This is a genomic window from Paraburkholderia silvatlantica, assembly GCF_003096715.1.
Classification (GTDB): Bacteria; Pseudomonadota; Gammaproteobacteria; order Burkholderiales; family Burkholderiaceae; genus Paraburkholderia; species Paraburkholderia silvatlantica.
In genome coordinates this window covers 149,175-171,450 of record NZ_QEOL01000008.1, presented here as the reverse complement: position 1 = coordinate 171,450, position 22,276 = coordinate 149,175, and the positions used below count along the sequence as shown (strand labels likewise).

General features: G+C 64.2%; 18 protein-coding genes and 2 pseudogenes. 13 read left to right on the top strand and 7 right to left on the bottom strand.

Annotation, left to right across the window (positions count from 1 at the left end):
- The first annotated feature begins 10 nt into the window (after nucleotides 1–10).
- From C7411_RS38615 to bamA, 3 genes are all read left to right on the top strand, one after another.
- On the top strand, nucleotides 11–136 hold the full coding sequence (locus C7411_RS38615; protein ID WP_258365421.1) for a hypothetical protein: 126 nt from the start codon (nucleotides 11–13) through the stop codon (nucleotides 134–136).
- A 238-nt stretch (nucleotides 137–374) separates the two neighbouring features.
- Entirely contained in the window at nucleotides 375–773 is a 399-nt protein-coding gene (locus C7411_RS13480) for a hypothetical protein (RefSeq protein ID WP_110384777.1), read from the top strand.
- A gap of 139 nt (nucleotides 774–912) precedes the next feature.
- Nucleotides 913–3,228, top strand: a complete 2,316-nt coding sequence (gene bamA, locus C7411_RS13475; protein ID WP_110384863.1) for an outer membrane protein assembly factor BamA — start codon at nucleotides 913–915, stop codon at nucleotides 3,226–3,228.
- Nucleotides 3,229–3,831: 603 nt separating this feature from the next.
- Here bamA and C7411_RS38105 read toward each other — a convergent pair.
- Nucleotides 3,832–3,981, bottom strand: coding sequence for a hypothetical protein (locus C7411_RS38105; protein WP_181439865.1), 150 nt, complete (start codon nucleotides 3,979–3,981; stop codon nucleotides 3,832–3,834).
- Nucleotides 3,982–3,992: 11 nt separating this feature from the next.
- Between C7411_RS38105 and C7411_RS38100 the strand changes: the two are divergent.
- The 6 genes and pseudogenes from C7411_RS38100 to C7411_RS13445 all read left to right on the top strand — a co-directional run.
- Nucleotides 3,993–4,172, top strand: a pseudogene (locus tag C7411_RS38100) (amidohydrolase); the annotation flags it as partial.
- Nucleotides 4,171–5,268: pseudogene (locus tag C7411_RS13465) on the top strand (MFS transporter); the annotation flags it as partial. The pseudogenes C7411_RS38100 and C7411_RS13465, both read left to right, overlap by 2 nt.
- A gap of 241 nt (nucleotides 5,269–5,509) precedes the next feature.
- Nucleotides 5,510–5,734 carry a hypothetical protein gene (locus C7411_RS37025; RefSeq protein ID WP_110854033.1) on the top strand — a complete coding sequence of 75 codons (225 nt, stop codon included), beginning with the start codon at nucleotides 5,510–5,512 and terminating at the stop codon, nucleotides 5,732–5,734.
- 407 nt (nucleotides 5,735–6,141) lie between these two features.
- A complete protein-coding gene (locus tag C7411_RS13455) occupies nucleotides 6,142–7,767 on the top strand; it encodes an efflux RND transporter periplasmic adaptor subunit (RefSeq protein WP_110384774.1) in 1,626 nt (541 codons plus the stop codon).
- Between the two features lie 3 nt (nucleotides 7,768–7,770).
- Nucleotides 7,771–10,935 carry an efflux RND transporter permease subunit gene (locus tag C7411_RS13450; RefSeq protein WP_110384773.1) on the top strand — a complete coding sequence of 1,055 codons (3,165 nt, stop codon included), beginning with the start codon at nucleotides 7,771–7,773 and terminating at the stop codon, nucleotides 10,933–10,935.
- Between the two features lie 3 nt (nucleotides 10,936–10,938).
- On the top strand, nucleotides 10,939–12,390 hold the full coding sequence (locus C7411_RS13445; RefSeq protein ID WP_110384772.1) for an efflux transporter outer membrane subunit: 1,452 nt from the start codon (nucleotides 10,939–10,941) through the stop codon (nucleotides 12,388–12,390).
- A 67-nt stretch (nucleotides 12,391–12,457) separates the two neighbouring features.
- On the opposite strand, the gene C7411_RS13440 is transcribed toward C7411_RS13445, so the two are convergent.
- The 3 genes from C7411_RS13440 to C7411_RS13430 form a co-directional block, all read right to left on the bottom strand.
- Nucleotides 12,458–12,682: a hypothetical protein gene (locus tag C7411_RS13440; protein ID WP_110384771.1), complete on the bottom strand. Its 225-nt coding sequence runs from the start codon at nucleotides 12,680–12,682 to the stop codon at nucleotides 12,458–12,460.
- A 147-nt stretch (nucleotides 12,683–12,829) separates the two neighbouring features.
- Nucleotides 12,830–13,195 carry a hypothetical protein gene (locus C7411_RS13435; RefSeq protein WP_028205078.1) on the bottom strand — a complete coding sequence of 122 codons (366 nt, stop codon included), beginning with the start codon at nucleotides 13,193–13,195 and terminating at the stop codon, nucleotides 12,830–12,832.
- A 401-nt stretch (nucleotides 13,196–13,596) separates the two neighbouring features.
- Nucleotides 13,597–14,988 carry a short-chain fatty acid transporter gene (locus C7411_RS13430; RefSeq protein WP_110384770.1) on the bottom strand — a complete coding sequence of 464 codons (1,392 nt, stop codon included), beginning with the start codon at nucleotides 14,986–14,988 and terminating at the stop codon, nucleotides 13,597–13,599.
- Nucleotides 14,989–15,488: 500 nt separating this feature from the next.
- Between C7411_RS13430 and C7411_RS13425 the strand changes: the two genes are divergently transcribed.
- Nucleotides 15,489–16,145 carry a peroxiredoxin gene (locus C7411_RS13425; protein WP_110384769.1) on the top strand — a complete coding sequence of 219 codons (657 nt, stop codon included), beginning with the start codon at nucleotides 15,489–15,491 and terminating at the stop codon, nucleotides 16,143–16,145.
- 106 nt (nucleotides 16,146–16,251) lie between these two features.
- Here C7411_RS13425 and C7411_RS13420 read toward each other — a convergent pair whose 3' ends face one another.
- From C7411_RS13420 to C7411_RS13410, 3 genes are read right to left on the bottom strand one after another with little or no spacing between them, the layout of a single operon-like run.
- The gene (locus tag C7411_RS13420) at nucleotides 16,252–17,115 is read right to left on the bottom strand and encodes an ABC transporter permease (protein ID WP_110384768.1); all 864 of its coding nucleotides are present in this window, start codon (nucleotides 17,113–17,115) and stop codon (nucleotides 16,252–16,254) included.
- 19 nt (nucleotides 17,116–17,134) lie between these two features.
- Entirely contained in the window at nucleotides 17,135–17,929 is a 795-nt protein-coding gene (locus C7411_RS13415) for an ABC transporter ATP-binding protein (RefSeq protein WP_042263657.1), read from the bottom strand.
- 49 nt (nucleotides 17,930–17,978) lie between these two features.
- Complete coding sequence (locus tag C7411_RS13410) at nucleotides 17,979–18,998, bottom strand: ABC transporter substrate-binding protein (protein WP_110384767.1); 1,020 nt, start codon at nucleotides 18,996–18,998, stop codon at nucleotides 17,979–17,981.
- A gap of 198 nt (nucleotides 18,999–19,196) precedes the next feature.
- Here C7411_RS13410 and C7411_RS13405 point away from each other — a divergent pair, with 198 nt between their 5' ends.
- The 3 genes from C7411_RS13405 (at nucleotide 19,197) to hutC (ending at nucleotide 22,123) form a co-directional block, all read left to right on the top strand.
- Nucleotides 19,197–19,874, top strand: a complete 678-nt coding sequence (locus C7411_RS13405) for a response regulator (protein WP_110384766.1) — start codon at nucleotides 19,197–19,199, stop codon at nucleotides 19,872–19,874.
- Nucleotides 19,875–19,892: 18 nt separating this feature from the next.
- On the top strand, nucleotides 19,893–21,314 hold the full coding sequence (locus C7411_RS13400; RefSeq protein ID WP_110384765.1) for a sensor histidine kinase: 1,422 nt from the start codon (nucleotides 19,893–19,895) through the stop codon (nucleotides 21,312–21,314).
- Between the two features lie 95 nt (nucleotides 21,315–21,409).
- Entirely contained in the window at nucleotides 21,410–22,123 is a 714-nt protein-coding gene (hutC, locus tag C7411_RS13395) for a histidine utilization repressor (protein WP_110384764.1), read from the top strand.
- Nucleotides 22,124–22,276: the final 153 nt, after the last annotated feature.

The following is a 22,276-nucleotide window of genomic DNA, read 5'->3' as shown; positions in this document are numbered from 1 at the left end:
ACGAGGCCCGTTGACACCCGAACGCGCGTTCTACGGCCTCCAGGTGCGTTTCGCGCACACGGCGGCGCGCCTGGCGGAGATGCCGCTCGCGGTACGGGCGAGCGTCGCGGTGTTTGCCGATAGAAAGCGAACGTAACCGGCACGGTTACCAAACATTATTCAAGGCAACTGGGACATCGTGCAGGCGAGAGGAGATTGAAAGCCGCTGCACGCACGCAGGGTATTGGCGTGGCGCGCAAATGGGTGCGTGCGAAACGACCGGGTCCGGCCCCCGCGCAATATTGATGAAAGTAATCCCCGTAATGCGGGGGTAACGCCCGCAACACGCCCAGCGCACTAGACTCCGCCGATGCTTTTGTAACGGAGCGCCGCTCATGCCCTCGTCCCCGGCTCTTGCCATTCATTCCCTGCGCGATTTCGAGCTGACTGCGGACGGCCAGTACCTGATGGTGAACGGCAATCAGCCGGACAGCGTCGCGCTGCATTGCTCCGTGATGCATGAACTGCTCGCCGCGCTTTCCAACGCGATTGGCCGCTCCGAGCGCATCCGCCACAAGACCGCGAGCGTGAAATTCACTATGCCTTGCGAGGCCTGGGAGATCGGCCGCGAGTCGGGCGACGTGCAGCATCTCGTGGTGAGTTTTCGTCTGCCCGGCGGCGCCGAATTGTCGTTCCGCCTGCAGCCCGCGCAAGCCGTGCACATGACCGAGGTGCTCTCGCTCGCAACGGGGCTCGCGAAGATGCGCCTCCCTGGCCGCGCGAGCATGCAATAGGCGTGGCGCGCCGGCTTCGCTTGCGGCACTCGTCGTACACCCCGTATCCGTGGATGCCGGCCGCGCGCGTCTCGCGCCCGGTAATGCCGCATTCGGCGTTTTCACGGCTCTTTCGTTGGCTTCACATTCGACCTCCCGCATGACGGCATCAACTACCACGGCGCGTTATGCGCGCGCACTGACTCTCGCCGGCTTCGGCATTGGCGTGACCGCGGCGGCGCACGCCACCGAGCCCTTCGTGGTCCAGGACATCCGCATCGACGGGCTGACGCGCATCGAGCCGGGCACCGTGTTCGCCTATTTGCCGATCAAGCAGGGCGAGACCTTCACCGACGACAAGGCCTCCGATGCCATTCGCGCGCTCTACGCGACGAGCCTCTTCAGCGACGTGCGCATTTCCACCCAAGGCCGCACAGTGATCGTGCAGGTGCAGGAGCGGCCCGCCATCGGCACGATCGACTTCGCGGGCATCAAGGAATTCGATAAGGATAACTTGACGAAGGCGCTCAAGTCGGTCGGACTTTCGCCGGGCCAGAGCTACGACAAGGCGCTCGTCGACAAGGCGGAGCAGGAACTCAAGCGCCAGTACCTCACGCGCGGCTACTACGCGGCCGAGGTCGCGACTACGGTCACGCCGATCGACCGCAATCGCGTCGGGCTGCTGTTTTCGGTGGTCGAAGGGCCGAGCGCGAAGATCCGCCAGATCAATTTCATCGGCAACCACACCTTTAGCGAGCGCACGCTGCTCGATGAAATGCAGCTATCCACGCCGAACTGGTTTTCGTGGTACACGAAGAACGACCTGTATTCGAAGGAGAAGCTCACGGGCGACCTCGAGAACGTGCGCTCGTACTATCTCGACCGTGGCTATCTGGAGTTCAATATCGATTCGACCCAGGTTTCGCTGTCGCCCGACAAGAAGGACATGTATTTGACGATCGGGATTCACGAGGGCGAGCCCTATACGATCTCGAGCGTGAACATGGCCGGTAATCTGCTCGACCGCGAGGCGGAGTTGAAGAAGCTCGTGGGCATCAAGCCGGGGCAGCGATTCTCGGCGCAAAAGCTCAAGGACACGACCAAGGCGATTGTCGACAAGCTTGGCGAATACGGCTACGCCTTCGCGACCGTGAACGCGCTGCCGGAAATCGACCAGAAGGACCATACGGTGGCGCTCACGCTGCAGGTCGACCCGAGCCGCCGCGTGTACGTGCGCCGCGTGAACGTCACCGGCAACACACGCACCCGCGACGAAGTCGTGCGGCGCGAAATGCGCCAGCTCGAAAGCTCGTGGTTCGATTCGAACCGTCTCGCGCTTTCGAAGGATCGCATCAACCGCCTTGGCTACTTCACCGATGTGGAGGTGACTACGGTGCCGGTGGAAGGTACGCAGGACGAGGTGGACGTGAACGTGAACGTGACCGAGAAACCCACCGGCACGCTATCGCTGGGCCTCGGCTACGGGTCGGGCGAAGGGCCGATCATCTCGGCGGGTATTTCGCAGGACAACGTGTTCGGCTCCGGCAACAGCCTCTCGCTGAACGTGAATACGGCCACGACGTACCGTACGCTCTCGGTCACGCAGGTCGATCCGTATTTCACGGTGGACGGTATCAAGCGCATTACCGACGTCTACTACCGGACGACCGAGCCGCTTTACTACTCGAGCACGAACGACACGAGCTTTCGCATCATTTCGTATGGCGCGGACATGAAGTTCGGCATTCCGTTCTCCGAGACCGACATGGTGTATTTCGGCCTCGGCATCGAGCAGGACCGCCTCGACGTCGACTCCAGCACACCGCAGACCTATATCGACTACGTCAACGAGTTCGGGCGCGTCTCGAACACCGTGCCGCTCACCGTGGGTTGGTCGCGCGACAACCGCGACAGCGCGCTGGTGCCGAGCCGTGGCTACTATGCGCAGGCCAATGCCGAATACGGCACGCCGGCGGGCACGCAGTACTACAAGGGCGATGCACAAATGCAGTATTACTACTCATTCGCGCGAGGCTTCGTGCTGGGGCTGAACTTTCAGGGCGGATACGGCAACGGTCTGGGCGGCAAGCCATATCCGATCTTCAAGAACTACTATGCGGGCGGTATCGGTTCGGTGCGCGGCTACGAGTCGGGCTCGCTCGGACCGCGCGACACCACGACGAACGATCCGATCGGCGGCTCGAAGATGGTGGTGGGCAATATCGAGTTGACTTTCCCGCTGCCCGGCACGGGTTACGACCGGACGCTGCGCGTGTTCACGTTCGTGGACGGCGGCAACGTGTGGGGCACGGAAGGCAGCAGCACCGGGGCGAACGGCCTGCGTTACAGTTATGGCGCGGGGCTTGAATGGATCTCGCCGATCGGGCCGCTCAAGCTCGATCTGGGCTTCCCGATCGTGAAGCACGCGGGTGATCAGTATCAGAAGTTCCAGTTTCAGATTGGTACTTCGTTCTAGATTTTGGGTTGCGGGTTGATTCGTGGTTCCTTGACGATTTGGGCTTTTCTTGTTTTCGCGTCGGGACGCGGGCGTTGCCCCTGTGCGGGGCGGCACCTACTTTCTTTGCGGCGGCAAAGAAAAGTAGGCAAAGAAAGCCGCCCAAACCGCCAGCGCCAGCCACGGTTCACTTCGCGCCACCCCAGGTAGTGGCTCCGGAGCGTCTGTCACCACTCGCCCACAAGCGGAGTGACAAGGCGCTCATGCTTCCGGCGGCGCTGCGCGCCCCGAAGGGCATAACCCAAACCCGAAGGTCCTGGCAGAACGCTCGGTTTCCCTTGCAGGCCCGACCGCTGCGCGCGTAGCGCGCAGCGGGAATGGAAGAGTGCTTTGTCACTAACGAGAATGGTGCGAGGTGACAGACGCTCCGGAGCCACTGGCGATCACGGCCAGAGGTGAATTGTGGCAGGCATTAGCGGTTTGAGCGGCTTTCTTTTGCCTACTTTTCTTTGCCGCTGCAAAGAAAAGTAGGTGCCGCCCCGCACAGGGGCAACGCCTGCGTACCAACGCGAAATCAAAAAAACCAATCAAAAAACCAAAAATAATCAGGAGCAGAAACGAAACTCAGATCAGCAACTCAAGCGAGTGATAGAGCCGCCTGCGCTCAGGATTAGCAGAAGCCTCACCGGCATGAATCGCCTCCTTGAGGCATTCCAGAAAGCATTCGGCCGCAGCGGAAAGCGGCACACCGCGCCGCGCAACCACGCTGACCACCGTGCGATCCCATGAACACGATGGCTATCCCGGCCGCAATCGCCGCGATCGAAGAAGAGATGATCGCATTGCGCCACGAGATCCACGCGCATCCCGAACTGGGCTTCGAAGAATTCGTCACGAGCGACCTCGTCGCGCAGCGCCTCACCGAGTGGGGCTACGAGGTGCACCGCGGGCTGGGCGGCACGGGTGATCGGTGCGTTCGCGGACCGCGTGGGCCGCAAGGCCGCCATGACGCTCACGCTCTGGCTCATGGCGCTCGGCTCGGCGCTCATCGCGTTCGCACCCACGTATGCGCAGATCGGGCTCGCGGCGCCCGCACTGATCCTGCTCGCGCGTCTCGTGCAAGGCTTCGCGGTGGGCGGCGAAGTGGGCGCCTCGACATCGCTCCTGCTCGAATACGCCGACGACCGTTCGCGCGGCTTTTACGGCAGCTGGCAGTTCGTGAGCCAGGGCCTCAACACGGTGTGCGGCGCGCTCATCGGCGTGGCGCTCTCCACCATGCTCTCGCAGGCCGCGCTCGAAAGCTGGGGCTGGCGCGTGCCGTTCGTGATCGGCATGCTGGTCGTGCAGGTGGGCGTGTACATCCGCCGCCATCTTGACGAAACGCTCGCGAACCCCGTCGAAGTCGAAGACACCGAACCCGTGGCCGACGTGGCGCGGCCGCTGCGCGAGATTTTCGGGCGTCATCGCCCGGCGCTCGTGGCCGGCGTCGTCACGACCATAGGCGGCACGGCGGCGAACTATATCCTGCTGTTCTACATGTCGACCTACGCGATCAAGATTCTCGGTCTGCCGATGTCGGTCGGCATGAGCGCGGCCCTCGTCGCGGCGCTCTGCTCGCCGTTCGCCGGCTCGCTTTCCGACCGCCTGGGCCGCAAGCGGGTGATGGGTGTCTCGCGCGTGCTGCTGATCGCCGTGATCTATCCGGCCTTCATGGTCATTCACGCCATGCCGGCCGTGCCAACCGTGCTCGCGGTCGTGGCCGTGCTGGGCGCGATCGTCGCGTTCACGGCGGTCCCCAATATCGTGATGCTGCCTGAACTCTTTCCTCAGTCGATTCGCGTGACGGGCATGTCCGTGGTCTATTGCGTGGGCGTGTCGATCTTCGGCGGTTTCGCGCAGTTCTTCGCTACCTGGCTCATCAAGCTCCTCGACAATCCCCTCGCACCCGCCTGGTATCTGATCGGCTGCGGGGCGGTCTCGCTGCTCGCGCTGCCGCTCATTCGCGAACCAGCGGGTCGACCACTCGATAGAGGATTCTCATCGGCCGCTACGCACTTTTAGCGGCCGTGTCGTGTTTATTTACCAGACGTTTATGCGGCGCTGCCTAGAATCGGTTCGTGTTCAACTCAAGCGCGCCGCCCCTAACGGCGGCGTGCGCACAACACGTATGCCGTCTATTGTCTCGCAAGGCTCCATTTCCCGAGGTTCCCTTTCAGCCGCCGCGCCGCGGACCGTTCTCTCGCCGCGCGATTCGCGCAAGCCGCTTCACCCGGCAACCCATCGCACAACGGTCCAGCTGGTCGTGCGCGTGCCTGTGAGCGAAGCGCAGCTCGCGCGATGCACGCTGCATGGTCTGGTGGGTAGCGCGCTCGGCGTGCATACGATCGATATCGATCGCCGCAGCGATCTCGCTTGCCTGCACGTCGAACTCGATCGCCGCCGCGTGGCCGAGGCCATGGCACTGCTCATGCGCACGCTTTCGTGCGCGGAGTTCGGTGCGGTGCGCCAACTCGATCGCGCCGCCTGATTCGCAACGCGTGGCGCAAGCGCCGCCGCGACGGTTGCGCCACGCCTGCATGTTCTCCCCGTCCGCAGTTCACGCGACGCCTGTTTCGTGCGTCCGCAATCTCCGCTTCCCGCGCTCTCCCTTTGTTCCTACGTAAGCGCTGCGCACAGTGCGTACGTTAGTGAACGATTAGCGTACCTTAATTTCGGATTTCGAAACGAATGCGATCGCTATTGCTCCGTGAGTGCCGGTCTTGTCATCGCGTGCGACTTTTTTAGCCGCACTGATTCTGCGTTCTTCCGAAAAACAGTAGTATTTGCTCGAGCACCAAAGTCAGTTTGGCGATCTGATTTGATTCGATCGCCCGCGCGCGCCTGATTTGGGGTTCGTCGGTCCAGCGCAGATCGTCGATAACAACGGAGAACAGCATGACTCACGGATTTCGGGTGGCCAGCTTGTGCCTGTCGCTGGGATTGCTGGTAAGCGTCGTTGCATGTCACGATAACAAACCTGCTGCTGAAACACGACCTGCCGCGAACGTCGACGTGATCAATGTTGCGCTGCGCGACGTGCCGGTGGTCTTCGAATACGTAGGGCAGACAGAAAGCTCGCAGCAGGTCGAAATTCGCGCGCGCGTGAACGGCTTCCTCGAAAAGCGCGTGTATACGGAAGGCTCGCTGGTCCATGCGGGCGACGTGATGTTCGTCATGGACCGCAAACCCTTCGAGGCCGCACTCGATGCTGCGCAGGCCGAGCTTGCGCAGCAGAAGGCGCGGCTCGTCACCGCGCAGGCCAACCTCGACCGCGTGCGTCCGCTCGCCGCAAAGAACGCGTTGAGCCAGAAGGATCTGGACGATTCGGTTGGCCAGGAGCAGGCGGCGGCCGCGGCAGTCGAAGGCGCGCGGGCGAATGTCATCGGCGCGACGCTCAATCTCGGCTATACGACGATCGTCGCACCGGTCACCGGTCTTTCGAGCTTCGCGAAGAAACAGGACGGTTCGTATATCGATGCGACCAACAGCCTGCTCACCTACGTGGCGAAGCTCGATCCCATGTGGATCAACTTCTCGCTCTCCGAGAACGAGATGCTCGATCTGCGCACGCAAACGCAGAATGGCACGCTCAAACTGCCGCCCATCGGCAAGCTCGAAGCGGTGATCGTACTCGCCGACGGCAGCATCTATCCGGAACGCGGCTACATCGCGTTTACCGACGCCTCGCTCAGCTCGGAAACCGGCACTTACCTGATTCGCGCCGCCATGCCGAACCCCACTGGGTCGCTGCGGCCCGGTCAGTTCGTGCGTATCAAGCTGCTGGGCGCGCTGCGGACTTCCGCGGTGGCCGTGCCGCAGTCGGCGGTGCAACAGGGGCCGCGCGGCGCGTATGTGTGGACCGTCGACAAGGACGGCAAGGCGCAGCAGCGCGCGGTGGAAACGGGTGAATGGAACGGCAACGACTGGGTGATCAAGTCGGGCTTGCATCCGGGCGATCATGTCGTGATCGACAATACGCTGCGGCTCATGCCTGGTGTACCGGTCAAGGCAAATCTCGTGGCCACGCCGCCCGCGGCCGTGAATATTGGCGGGCCCGACGGCGGCGCAACAGGCGGCCAACAGGCGGGCGCGGCCGGGGCTTCCGGCCCGGCGGCTGCGAACGCTAATGCCGGGGCCAACGCGGGCACGACAGCCGCTCAACCGACCGCTGCGTCCGGCGCTTCCGGCGCGCTGGGCGAACACACCGCGCTTTACTTCGCGTCGGGCAGTTCGAGCCTCGATGCCCAGTCGGCCGATGCGCTCGCGGCTGTGGCGCGCCGTCTCGTCGCCGAGCCGGGCATGCGCGTGGCGATTTCCGGCTACACCGACTCGAGCGGCTCGCAAGCCGCGAACCAGCGTCTCGCGGCCGCCCGCGCGGCCACGGTGCGTGCCGCGCTGGTCGTGGCCGGCGTGAAAATCGAGCGCATCGAAATGCGCAAACCGGCGCAGATCGTCGCTAACGATCCGCCCGACAAATCCCGCCGTGTGGACGTCATGTTCTCGCCCGCCGCGGGAGGCTGAACAATGAAGTTCTCCCACTTCTTTATCGACCGGCCAATTTTCGCGTCGGTCCTCTCGATCGTGCTCGTCGTCGCGGGTCTGGTGTCGATGTTCAACCTGCCGATCGCGCAGTTTCCGGACATCGCGCCGCCCACGATCACGGTGAGCGCCACGTATCCCGGCGCGAGCGCCGATATCGTCGCGCAGAACGTAGCCGCGCCGATCGAACAGCAGGTGAACGGCGCGGACAACATGATGTACATGAACTCGTCGAGCTCATCGACGGGCAACATGACGCTCACGGTGTTCTTCAATATCGGCACCGATCCGTCGCTCGCCCAGGTGGATGTGCAAAACCGCGTGAACCTCGCGCTGCCTTTCCTGCCCGACTCGGTGACGGCCCAGGGCGTGTCGGTGCAGAAGCGCTCGTCGGCGTTCATGATGGTGATCGCCATCTATTCGCCCGATAACGCCTACGATGCGGCCTACGTGGCGAACTACGCCAACGTCTACGTGCTCGACGCGCTCAAGCGCATTCCCGGCGCGAACCAGGCGTCGATATTCGGTTCTGCAGACTATGCGATGCGCGTGTGGCTCAAGCCCGACCGCATGGCGAAGCTCGGCATTACCGTGGCCGACGTGCAGAACGCGATTGCGCAGCAGAACCAGCAGTTTTCCGCGGGGCGGCTCGGCCAGGCGCCGACCAACAAGCCCGTGAACCAGACGTTCCCGGTGACGACAAAGGGCCGCCTCACGGAGCCCGCCGATTTCGACAACATCATCCTGAAGGCGGCGTCGGGCGATGCGGCGATCGTGCGCCTCAAGGACATCGGCCACGCGGATCTGGGCGCCAAGGACTATTCGCTGCGCGGCCGCTATAACGGCAAGACGGCCACACTGCTCGCCGTGTACCAGCAGCCGGGCGCGAATGCGCTGCAAGTGGCGAGGCAGGTGCGCGAGACACTCGAGCAGTTGAACAAGAGTTTTCCGCCTGGCCTCAAATATGAAGTCGCGCTCGATACGACCGAGTTCGTGCACGAGTCGATCAACGAGGTGGTCCATACGCTGCGCGATGCAGTGATTCTCGTGATCCTCGTGGTCTACATCTTCCTGCAAAGTTTCCGGGCGACGCTCGTGCCGCTGCTCGCAGTGCCCGTGTCGATCATCGGCGCGTTCATCGGCATGGAGGCGTTCGGCTTCTCGATCAACATGCTCACGCTGTTCGGCATGGTGCTGGCCATCGGCATCGTGGTGGACGACGCGATCGTGGTGATCGAAAACGTCGAGCGCAACATGACCGAGTTCAAGCTGCCGCCAAAGGAAGCGGCCAAGCGCGCGATGGACGAAGTGAGCGGACCGGTGGTGGCGATTGTGCTGGTGCTGCTCGCGGTGTTCATACCGGTCGCGTTTCTCTCTGGCATCACGGGGCAGCTCTACAAGCAGTTCGCGGTGACGATCGCGGTCTCGGTGGTGCTTTCGGGTATCGTCGCGCTCACGCTTTCGCCCGCGCTCGCGGCCATCCTGCTCAAGCCGGGCGAGCACAAGAAGAACCGCTTTTTCCGCTGGTTCAACGACAAGTTCGAGCGGCTGACCGAGGGCTATGGCAGCTGGGTGCAGACCGCGATACGCCGCGTGATCCTCTCCATCGGCCTGATCGCCGTGATGCTGTTCGCAACCGTCGGCCTGTTCAGACATATTCCGTCGTCGTTCCTGCCCGTGGAGGATCAGGGCTATCTGTTCGGCGCGGTCGTGATGCCCGACGCGGCGAGTCTGGACCGCACCGGCGACCTTTCGAAGAAAGCGGAAGACTGGTTCGCGAAACAGCCTGCCGTGAGTTCGGTGGCGGCGCCGATCGGCTACAGCCTGATCGACTCGCAGTACAAGTCGAACGCGGGCACGCTGTTCGTGACGCTCAAGGGCTTCAAGGATCGCGGCGAAAACGGCACGGCGCTGGACTTGATCCGCGACGCCACCAAGGCGTTCTCCACGTTCAAGGACGGCGTGGTCGTGCCGCTCAATCCACCGTCGATTCCGGGCCTCGGCACAACGGGCGGCTTCGAGTTCTGGCTGCAAAGCACCGGCGACGGCAGCTATCAGCAGCTCGAAGACAAGGTGCGCCAGGTGATTGCGAAGGCGCGCCAGAACCCGGCGCTGCGCGGCGTGAATTCGACCATCAACACGAATTCGCGTCAGTTGCTCGTGGAAGTGGACCGCGAGCGGGCGGAAACGCTCGGCGTTCCGGTTCAGGACATCTATTCCGCACTCCAGACGATGTTCGGTTCCTTGTACGTAAGCCAGTTCCCGAAGGGCAGCCGTCTATTCCAGGTGATTATCCAGGCCGAGCCGCAATACCGCTTGAGCCCGGACGATATCCAGCAGCTCTATGTGCGCAACCGCAACAACGACATGGTGCCGATCAAGGCCGTGACGACCTCGCGTTTCGTGCCTGGACCTGACATCGTCAACCGCTTCAACAACTTCCCGGCGGCGAAGATCACCGGCGACGCGGCGCCGGGCCACAGCTCGGGCGAGGCGATTGCCGCGATGGAGCAGATTGCGGGCGAGGTGCTGGGCGAAGGCTACAGCTACGAATGGAGCGGTCAGGCGTACGAAGAGAAGAAGGCCGGCTCGACTGCGGCGCTCGTGTTCGGCTTCGCGCTGCTGATGGTGTTCCTGATTCTCGCGGCGCAGTACGAGAAGTGGTCGCTGCCGGTTGGCGTGCTGCTGGCCGTTCCGTTCGCGATTTTCGGGGCGCTGGTGGGCATCCTGTTGCGCGGCATGGAAAACGATGTGTACTTCCAGATCGGCTTGACCGTGCTGATCGCGCTCGCGGCGAAGAACGCCATTCTGATCTTCGAGTTCGCCGTCGAAATGCGCGAGAAGGAGAGCATGTCGCCGTACGAGGCCGCGCTGCACGCCGCGAAGCTGCGTCTGCGGCCGATCGTCATGACCTCGCTCGCGTTCATCCTGGGCTGTGTGCCGCTCGCCATCGCCAGCGGTGCGTCGGCCGCGAGCCGGCGCTCGCTCGGCACCGGCGTGATCGCGGGCATGCTCGGGGCCACGGTGATTGCGCTGTTCTTCATTCCGATGTTCTTCTGGGGACTGGAAACGCTCTCGTCGCGCAAGAAAGCGGACGCCACGCCGCATGCCGGCACGCCCCCCGTGGCGCCGCCTTCGCAGGAGGGCTGAGCGATGAAGACACCTTCGAATCTGACAAATCGCGCGCTGCGTCCTCTCGCGCTGGTCGTCGCGACGGCTTGCCTCGGCGCCTGCGCGGTCGGGCCCGACTATCGCCGGCCGGCAGTCGAGACGCCGTCGACGTTTCGCTACGCCTCGCCGCAGGCGGAAGCCGTCGACACGTCGCTCGACTGGTGGACGCAGTTCAACGACCCGGTGCTCAACGACCTCGTCGCGAGAGCGCTAACGCAGAACAAGGACCTGCTGATTGCGGCGGCACGCGTCGAGGAGTTCTACGGGCGTTACGTCGTGACGCGCGCGGGCCTGTTCCCGCAGGTTTCGGCGAACTTCGGCGCATCGCGCAGCCGCGGCGTTCCGGCGCCCGGCTTCCCGCCCGTGGTCGGCAATCAGGTGGAGCTGAACGGCGCGGTGTCCTGGGAGCTCGATTTGTTCGGCCATTTACGCAGGCTCACTGAAGCCGCGCGCGCCGATTATCTGGCCACGCAGTCCGCGCAGCAGGCCACGCGCATCGCCATTATCGCGAACGTGGCCACGTCGTATCTGCAGCTGCGCGACTTCGACAATCAGCTCGTCATCGCGCAGGATACGCTCGAAAGCCGCAAGGGCGCGCTTGATCTCTTCAACGAGCGCTATTCGGGCGGTGTCGTTTCGAGGTTGCAGGTGAGCCAGGCGCAGTCGGAGTACCAATCGGCGCAGACCTCCGTGTACTCGATCCAGCAGCAGATCGCGACGCAGGAAGACGCCATTTCGCTGCTGCTGGGCCAGAATCCGGGGCCGATTCCGCGCGGCAAGCCGATTACCGGACTCACCGCGCCCGCCATTCCCGCCGGCCTGCCGTCTACGCTGCTGGAGCGCCGGCCCGATATTCTGCAGGCCGAACAAACGCTTGTTTCGGCGAATGCTTCGATCGGCGCAGCGCGCGCGTTGTATTTCCCGCAGATTTCGCTCACGGGACTGTTCGGCGCCGCGAGCACGGCGCTCTCGGGGCTCTGGACCGGCCCCGCGCGCATATGGTCGTTCGCGGGCGTGGTCACGCAGCCGATTTTCGAGGGCGGCGCAATCGCGGGTGGCGTGCATCAGGCCGAAGCCGTGCAACAGGAAGCGCTTTTCACCTACGAGCAGACGATCCAGCAGGCGTTCGCCGATGTCGAAAATGCGCTCGTGGGCGTGGCGCGCACGCGCGATCAACTGGATTCGACGACGCGCCAGGTGGCTGCGCTCACGGAATACACGGCAGTCGCGCGCGATCTATACGAAGGCGGCTACACGAGCTATCTGGAAGTGCTCGACGCCGAACGCAGTCTCTTCAATGCACAATTGCAGCAGTCGTCGCTGCAGGACCAGGAACTCTCGCAGATCGTGAACCTCTACAAGGCGCTCGGTTATGGCTGGACGCCAGCAGCGCCGCCGCCGGCGGCAGACAGCGCGAAGCCGTCGCAGTCCTGAGCCGCGACGGCTGCGCTTCGAGGCGGAGTGGCGAAGGGCGAACCTGGCGCGGGCGCGCCGGTTCGTTTCATGGAGATTCCGACATCAGCCAGCGCAGCGATTGCGGAGCGGGCTTGGTGGCTTTCGCGGCTTGCGCGGTCTTGAGCGGCGGCTTCGCGGCTTTTTGCGGCTGGATGGGCCGGGCGGCGCTGAGGGCGGTTGCATGGACGCCGGTTTGCGCGAGCGCAGCGGGGCTCGCCGACGCCAACGCGAGCAGCGCGGCGGCGAACGTCAGGGCGAGGGGGCGAGTCATCTGGGTTCTCCCGCGTGGACAAACGGCCGGCGCAAGGGAGGCCGGCGCTGCAAGCGGAAGTATGTTCTGAGGATAGCCGCCACGCGTCCATCATTTGATGGAGAAACGCGTGGCTTGTGTGGGGAACCCCGCTTATCGGGTTCCGGCCTAGTCGGCGGGGCGGCGGTCGGCGAGCGCTCGTTCGCAGTCCTTGAGCACTTGCAGGACGAGCTTCGCCTGGTAGTTCAGGTCGTCGGTGTCGAGAATTTCCTCGACGGCGTCGCGCGCCCAGACCGCATCGACGAACCACGCGTGCTGCTGCGCGATGTCCTGCGCCATGGCGGCGAGCCGCGCGATCGCGAGCCAGTCGGCCTCGCGCGCGTGACGGTCGAGCCACTTGTGCGCCGCCTGGACGTGAAAGGCCGCGTTGGGCCAGGATTCGTTGAGATAGTAGGCCCCGAGGCTCCCGCAGGTGAGCCAGCAGAGCAGCTCCACGCGATCGCGCGGACTCAGATGGTGGCGTACATCACTCATGGCGACGCTCGCGAAAGTAACAGAGTTCGATTGACGGGTGCGTGCAGACTTCGAATCCGATGACAAAACGATATCACGGCTCGTGGAAAATCGCCTGCCCCGCACTGGCGCTGCACGCACGGGTGTTACATGGATAGCGTCGCCTGGCGGCGCGTTGTATGCAAACCAGGAGTGACACCAGGAAGGCGGGTGCCGTTATGCGCTTTGCAGCGTTTCGCGTGTCGTCAGCCAGCCGCCGCCTGTCTGGCACTCGATTAGACCCCTTGTGCGACGCTTGCTACGCGACCTTGCCGTCATCCTTGTGCGTCGAGCGCACGCGCGATGAAAAAGAAAAAGGCGCCGCCCGAACCGCTAAATAGCGGCCCGAGCAGCGCCTTCCTTCATGCAGATGCGGCGTACGCTCAGGGCACGAGCCAGAGCGCGACGGCGTAGATCAAGAGCGACACGGCGAACGTCACGGCGGTATAGCCCATCACGCGCTGAATGCGGATGCCAGCGATCGCGACGATCGGCACTGCCCAGAACGGCTGCAGCATGTTCGAGACGTTCTCCGCCATCGCCACGCCCATGGCGGTGCGCGGCACCGAGGCATGCAGGCTCAGCGCGGCGGGCAGCACGAACGGGCCCTGCACGGCCCAGTGGCCGCCCGCGCTCGGCACGAGCAGCGTGATGATGAGCGAGCTCAGATAGCTCCAGAGCGGCAGCGAAAGCGGCGTCGCGATCGTGACGAAAGCCTTGGCGATCATCGAGGCGAGACCCGTGCCCTTCATCATGCCCATGATGCCGCCGTACACGGGGTACTGGAGCAGCATGGAGCCGGTCTGGCGCGCGGCGCGGCGAATGGCGTTCGCGTAGGCGATGGGCGTGCGCTGAAGCGCGAGGCCGATCAGCAGGAAGATCAGGATCGTCGTGTTGATGTCGAGATCGAAACCCTTTTCGCTCCATTCCGTCGCCAGATAGCCCGCGCCGAGCGCGATCAGCAGCAGCGTGCCGAGCATCGACTGCTCGAGGCGCGACGCGAACGAAGGCGTGTCGTTGCCGACGCGCGCGTGCGGATCGTCGCTGGCGCCGGCATCGTTCGCTTCGGCATCGGCCGCCTCGCTGAAAGGCGCCACGTGCCCCGGTTTCGGATGCATGCGGATGAAGATGAACGTCATCACGACCACGACGAGCACGGTCGGGATGAAGACGAACGGCGCGAACACCGTCTGGCTGAGCGGAATCACCTGACCTGTCGCCTTTTCGACGAGATTGAGCGCGTTGCCATGCGAGGCCTGCGAAAGGGCGATCGAGCTGGAGAGCCCGCTATTGCAGATCGACCATGCCGAATAGCTGCCGGCTACGAGCCACGCGAAGTCCACGTTCACGCGCCTCGCGATTTCGCGCGAGAGCAGCGCGCCCACGATCAGGCCCAGGCCCCAGTTCAGCCAGGCTGCGACGGCGACGACCGGAAACACCAGCAGCGCGGCGCGCGTCGGCGTCTGCGCCTTGGCCGCGAGGGCGCGCAGCACGCGCTGGATCACGGGCGCCTCGGCAATGGCATAGCCCGTGGCGAGGATCAGGATCATCTGCAGCGCGAAGCCGAGAATGCCGAACGTGCCTTCGTACCAGGAGCCGAGCAGCGTGGGGAGATTGCCGTGCGGTGCGATCAGAAGCGCGAGCACCGCGACGAAGAAGGTGAGGCAGATCGACAGAACGAACGGGTCGGGCATGACCCGCTCGAAAACATACACGAGGGCGGCGACGACACCCTGGCGGGAATCGCGCGTTTCAGTCTGGAGGTCTCTTTTCATGCTCTTTGCGCTAGGTAGCGTATGGCTACTGGCTGGCCGGAGCGCACAGGAGGCGTTGCTTGCGAATGGTCCCGGCACCGGGCGGCTGGCAAGCAGCCGGCGCGTGGTGCAAGGGGGGCAAATGCGGCTCCTCCATAAGCGGGAGGCGATGCCGCCCCGGCTCAGCGGGTTCATATCACGCCTTGCGCGCGCGGATTTGCGCGGCAAAACGGCCAGCCCGTTCTTGTTATTCTTGTGTTCGAAGTACGAACACCGTTTCGATTATCGAACGACGCATTATTCGCTTCATGCCGAGTGGATGTCAAGGCTGCCATGCCGCGAACGGTGCAGTCTTTTGGCGATGAACAGGCATGAAATGCATTCATTTTGTAATGAAAATGAAATCGCAAAGAAAATACATAGGCGTCGCGCGGACTACCTAAAATGCAGAAGCGAGGAGCACTTTCGCGCGCACACAGACCCCTCACGAGCTGTAAATCACTGCATTCAGGAGACTGAAGATGACGATTCGTCTTGGAGAAGAGGCACCCGATTTCACCGCGGAGACCACCGAAGGCAAGATCCATTTCCACGAATGGATCGGCGACCAATGGGCCATTCTGTTTTCGCATCCGAAAGACTTCACGCCCGTTTGCACGACGGAGCTCGGCTATATGGCGAAGCTCAAGCCGGAATTCGACAAGCGCAACACGAAGATCATCGGTCTGAGCATCGACCCGGTGAGCGACCACGAGAAGTGGGTCAAGGACATCGAGGAAACCCAGGGCAGTGCAGTCAACTATCCGATGATTGGGGATCACGACCTCGCCGTCGCGAAGCTCTACGACATGATCCACCCGAACGCGAGCGGCGCGAGCCCGCGCTCGGCCGCCGACAACGCCACGGTGCGCTCGGTGTTCCTCATCGGACCGGACAAGAAAGTGAAGGCGATGCTCGTCTACCCGATGAGTTCGGGTCGCAATTTCGACGAGGTGCTGCGCCTGCTCGATTCGCTGCAGCTCACCGCGAAGCACACGGTGGCGACGCCGGTGAACTGGAAGCCGGGCGACGACGTCATCATCCCGACTTCGGTTTCCGACGATGCGGCGAGGCAGAAGTATCCGCAGGGCTTCAAAACGCTCAAGCCGTATCTGCGCACGGTCGAGCAGCCGAAATAGCCTTCGGCGCGCCGGATAAAAAAACGCGGCGCACTGGCAGTGCGCCGCGGACCACGGACCTGGAGACTTGCGGCTCGCACGGCCCGGACAGGGGAACTGGATGGAATCAGTTCGAAGGCGTGGGCCGCCACTTGAGCAAACGATGCTCGAGCGCGGTGAGCACATAGTCGGCTGCCAGCGCGACCACGGCGAGCACGATCATCGCGGCGAACACGCCGCTCGCGTTGAACGCGCCCTGTGCCGTCGAGATCAGCAAACCGATGCCTTGCTTCGAGCCCAGGAATTCGCCCACCACGGCGCCGACCAGCGCGAAGCCGAAGCTCACGTGCAGGCTCGCGAGAATCCACGAGAGCGCTGAGGGAATCACGACCGAGGTCGTCACCTGGCGGCGCGACGCGCCGAGAATCTGCGCATTGGCGATCATGTAGCGGTCGGCCTCGCGCACGCCCTGGAACGCATTGGCGAACACGACGAAGAACACCATCACCACGGCGAGCGCCACTTTCGAGGCCATGCCGAGCCCCAGCGCGATCACGAACACCGAGCCGAGCACCACGCGCGGAATCGAGTTGGCGATCTTGATGTAGAGGCTGAACACATCGGAGAGCAGCTTGTTGCGGCCAAGCACGATGCCGCAGAACACGCCGGCCACCGAGCCGATGATGAAGCCGAGACCCGTTTCTTCCAGCGTGACCCAGACCTGCGTGAGCAGCGGCCCCTGCGAGGTGCCGTTCACGAACCAGTCGACGATCTGGTCGAAAATGGCCGTGGGCATCGAGAAGAAGAACGGGTCGATCCATTTGAGGCGCGCGGCGAGTTCCCAGCCGCCGAGCACGACGACGAGCACGAGGATACGCAGCGAGATGACGAGCCAATTGCGCTGACGAATGCGCTTTTGCGCGGCGCGCTCGACGGCATCGAGCGAGGCGGTATCGAGGCCTTGCGGCAGGGTGTGTTGCGGGGTGGACATGTTTGGGCGGCTCCGGTTGTCAGGCGATCTGCACTTCTTCGCGCAGGTCGTGCCAGATCTGGCGCGAGAGTTCGACGAAGTGCGGCGCGTAGCGGATTTCGGACGTCACGCGCGGGCGCGGCAAATCGATCTCGTAGACCTTCTTGAGCGTGGCCGGGCGCGCGGTCAGCACGAACACGCGGTCGGCGAGCGCAATGGCTTCTTCGAGATCGTGCGTGACGAATACGACCGAGCCTGTGCCGCCCCACAGCTGCAACAGCTCGTCCTGCATGAGCGTGCGCGTTTGCATGTCGAGCGCCGAAAACGGTTCGTCCATCAGCAGGATTTCGGGTTTGTTGATGAACGTCTGTGCAAGCGCCACGCGCTTTCGCATGCCGCCCGAAAGCTGATGCGGATAGTGCTTGCCGAAGTTGGCGAGGCCCACGCGGCGCAGCCATTCGTTGGCTTCGTCGTAAGCCGCCGACTTCGAGCGGCCGCGATAGAGCGGGCCGGCCGCCACGTTGTCGAGCACCGAGCGCCACGGGAACACGGCGTCGGCCTGGAACACGAAGCCAATGCGCGGATCGATGCCGTTCACGCTCGCGCCCATCACGCGCACTTCGCCCGTGGTGGGTTTGAGCAGGCCCGTGATCATGCTGAGCGTGGTGGACTTGCCGCAGCCCGTGGGCCCGACGATCGCGACGAACTCGCCGCGCGCGACCGACATGCTGAAGTCGCGCAGGGCGACGGTCGCCTTGCCGTCCGGTGAAATGAAGCGGCACGAAACATTGCGCAGCTCGATGGCCGGCGTGCCTTGGGAATGGGAGGAAGTCATTGTCTCAGTGGGCTGAACGTGGGGCGTACGGGGGAGCAACCCGCCTTGATTACTTCGACGCCGTGGCGGTCGTAGCCGGCAGATAGTCGTTCGAGTAAGTCTTCGCGAGGTCGATATGCTTGCCCTTCACCGAAGGATTGAACGCCGAGAGCACCTTGAGCACCGTGTCGGGGCCGTCGGCGGGCATGCGGCCGTCCTTCGTGAACATCGGCAGCGAGGACTTCAGCGCAGCCACGTAGAGATCCTTGTTGTTGCCGTAGTAGTCCTTCGGCATCTTCGTGGCGATTTCATCGGCGCTATGCGTGGCGATGAAATTGAGCGTGCGCGAGAACGCGTGCGCGAGCTTCGTCGCTTCGTCCTTGTGCGACTGCGCCCAGGCGCGCTGCACGTAGAAGCTCGAAGCGGGGTAGGTGCCGCCGAGCGCCGCACGCGTGCCTTCGAGCGTGCGCATGTCGACGAGCACCTTTGCGTCGCCGGTTTGCAGCAGACGCGAGACGGTGGGCTCCGTGGTCATGCCCGCGTCGATGCGGTTCTGCTTGATCGCCGCGATGAAGGTGTTGTCCGCGCCCACCGGCAGCAGCGTGTACTGGTTGGGGGGCACGCCCGCGCGCTGCGCGAGGTACTGCGTGAGGAAGCTCGTGGAGGAGCCGAGGCCCGTTACGCCGAGCGTCTTGCCCTTCACGTCGGCCATGCTCTTGAGCGTGCCGGCCGCCGCGTTCGACACCATTTCCACTTCGCCCGGCACCTGGCCGAACACCACGAGCGTCTGCACCTCCTTGCCCTTGCTCTGCAGGTCGATGGTGTGATCGTAGAAGCCCACCACGCCTTGCACCGCACCCGCGAGCAGTTCGTTCTCGGCGTCCACGCCGGCCGGCTGCGACTGCAGCTCGACGTCGAGGCCTTCGTCCTTGAAGTAGCCGAGCTGCTCGGTCAGTTTGGCGGGCAGATAGATGATCTTGGTTGCGCCGCCAACCATGATCGTGATCTTTTCCGCGTGAGCAGCCGTGGAGCCGGCGGCGAGGGCAAACGCGACACTCGATACTGCGGCGATCTGGCGCAAGGTGGGCATCGTGGAGTCTCCTGAAGGTGGTGCGCCGTGCATGCGGGCGCTTTTTGGTGGATGGAGCCGATTATAAAAACCGTAAGCCTTCTGCCAGCCTTCTGGCGCCTTGCAAAATCGTCCGTGTTAACCCGCAGGGCGGCGGCGCGCCGGCAACGGCACAATCGATTCCCCCGAAACGCCCTTCGCCATTGCCCGCACCCGCCCATGAAGTTGCTGCTGATCGAAGACAATCCCACGCTTGCGCACTGGCTCGTCAAGACGCTGGAGGAGCAGGCGTTCGCCTTCGACGCCGTGCAGGACGGCGAAGCGGCCGACCACTTGCTGCAGTCCAATCACTATGATGTGGTGCTGCTCGACCTCAATTTGCCGAAGCTCTCGGGCAAGAATGTGCTGCGGCGGCTGCGCCAGCGCGGCGACGCGACGCCCGTGATGGTCCTCACGGCAAGCGGCTCGATCGACGAAAAGGTGGAACTGCTCGGCGCGGGCGCCGACGACTATCTCGTCAAGCCGTTCGAAGTGCGCGAACTGGTGGCGCGCATCAAGGTGCTGATTCGCCGGCAAACGCCCGCGCGCGCGAACGAAATCGGCTGCGGGGACCTCGTGTTCGACCTCAACACACGCCAGTTCACGCTGAAGGGCGCGCCGCTGAACGTCACGCCGCGCGAGCGCACGGTGCTCGAAACGCTCGCGCTGCGCCTCGGCCAGACCGTTTCGAAGGCCGCGCTCGTCGATGCGATCTTCACGCTCGCCGACGAACCCAGCGAGGACGCCATCGAAATCTACGTCTCGCGGCTGCGCAAGAAGCTCGAAGGCAGTTCTGCCGTGATCGTGACACTGCGCGGCCTGGGCTATTTGCTGCGCAGGAAGGATGAAACCCTATGACGACTTGCGCGTGCCGACATGACGGGTAGCCTGCGTGTTCGCCTGTTGTGGTGGATGCTCGTGCCGCTCGCGCTCTACGTGAGTTTCACGGCGACCTCCGAGTATCGCGCTGCGCGCCATACTGCCGATCTGGTGCAGGACGGCGGGCTGCTTTCGTCCGCGCGCATGATCGCCGGTTCCGTGCAATGGACAGACGGTGCGCTGCGCGCCGACGTGCCGCCTGCGGCGCTCGAACTCTTCGCTTCGCCGCAGCAGGACCAGGTGTTCTACAACGTGCACGTGGAGGGCGGCTCGCTGCTCGCGGGCATGCCCGATTTTCCGCATGCGGCTGCGCCGCCCGCCGTCGATTCGCCCGTGGCGTACGACGCACAGCTGCGCGGCCAGGCCGTGCGCGCCGTGAGCGTGGTGCGCTCCATGTACGACAATGGCCACATCTGGCGCGTGCGCGTATCGGTTGGCAAGACCCAGCGCTCGCGCGACGCGATGGTGGAGGCGCTGTGGCGTCCCCAGCTCTATCGCCAGATCGGCATGGTGATGCTGGCCGTGGCGCTCGCCTGCATCGGCCTCACGTTCGAGCTGCGTCCGCTCATGAAGCTCAAGAACGACGTGGCGGACCGCGATCCTTCGCACCTCGAACCCATTCGTGCCGAAGGGCTGCATGCCGAACTGCGGCCCGTCGTGGACGCCATCAACCAATGCATTGCGCGCCTTTCTGCACAGACGGCGGCGCAGCGCCGCTTCATCGCCGATGCCGCGCACCAGCTGCGCACACCGCTCACGCTGCTCGGCACACAATTGCAGTACGCGCGCCAGCAAAAAGCCGTCGATCCCGCGCTCGACGAAGTGCTGGCAGCCATGCACGTGAGCAACCGCTCGATGGTCGCGCTCACCAACCAGTTGCTGCTGCTCGCGCAGGCCGAGGCGCTCGATCCCGCGCAGTTGCCGGCCGCGCCCGTCGACATGGCGCAGCTCGCGCGCGAAGTGGTCGAGGCGCTCGCGCTGCTTGCGCAGACGCGCGGCATCGATCTCGGGGCGGAGCTGCCACGCGAGGCGGGCGAGGCGGTGGTGCAGGGGCATCGCGAGCTGTTGCGCGCGATGGTCGGCAATCTCGTCGATAACGCGCTGCGCTACACGCCGGCTGGCGGGCACGTCACGGTGTCAGTGCGGGCGAGCGGCGAGACGGTCGCGCTCGAAGTGCTCGACGACGGACGCGGCATTCCCGCGGAGGCGCGTGCGCGCGTTTTCGAGCCTTTCTTCCGCGCCGCCGCCGGGACGGAAGGCACCGGCCTGGGTCTCGCGATCGTGCGCGAGATCGCGCAGTCGCATCGCGGCGCGGTGAGTCTGAGTCCGGGCGTGGACGGGCGGGGCGTACGCGCCTGCGTGGTGCTGGCGCGCTGGCAGCCCGCGCTCGTGGCCGAGCCTGCCTGGGAGCCGCTTTAAGGGGCGGTACAATGTGGCCGCCTGAAGCCGCAAGTCCGGGCCGCGCCTGGCGGCCATTGTGGCGGCGACCACCCGTTCATTCGAAGATCGAGACCATGCAAAAGAAGACGGTCCGCAGTGTCCCGTTGCCCGCCTATGAGCAGATCAAGCGTCATGTGCTCGCGCAGATCGAAAGCGGCGCCTTGCGGCCCGGCGACGTGGTGCCTTCCGAAACGGAACTGGTCAAAGAGTTCGGCGTGGCGCGCATGACGGTGTCGCGCGCGCTGCGCGAGTTGATGGCCGAAGGCGTGCTGAACCGCGTGCGCGGCTCGGGCACGTACGTGGCGCCGCGCCAGTACGAATCGACGGTGCTGCAGATCCGCAATATCGCCGACGAAATCGCGGCGCGCGGCCATCGGCATGCGGCGCGCGTACTGGGACTGGAGTCGAGCGACGATCCGGGTGCGATCGCCGCGCTCGAGCTCGACGCCGGGCCGGTGTTCCACTCGCGCATCGTGCATAGCGAAGAGGGCGAGCCGATCCAGTACGAGGACCGCTACGTGAACCCCGAGGTGTTCCCCGACTACCTCGCCCAGGACTTCACCGTCGAAACGCCGAATCACTACATGGTGCGCCTCGCGCCGATCCAGCGCGCCGAGTTCCGCATCTACGCGCAGAAGCCCGACGCACGCGTGCGGCAATATCTGGAGATGGAAATCGGCGAGCCTTGCCTGCTGTTGCTGCGGCGCACGTGGGTCGGGCGTCATGTGGCGACTTCCGTGCGCCTGTGGCATCCGGCTTCGCGGTTTCATCTGGCGGGTACCGTTTGAGAAGCGGGCGGCGAGCCGGCTCGTTTCCTGCAGCCTTGCTGAACCACGCCCCACCGGACGCTCACGCGCGCCCTGCCGCCCGGGTTCCCGCGCCCCGTCCTTCCTGATCCCTGCCTGCATCAAGCCCGCCTCTTGCCCTTGCGCGAGCGGACT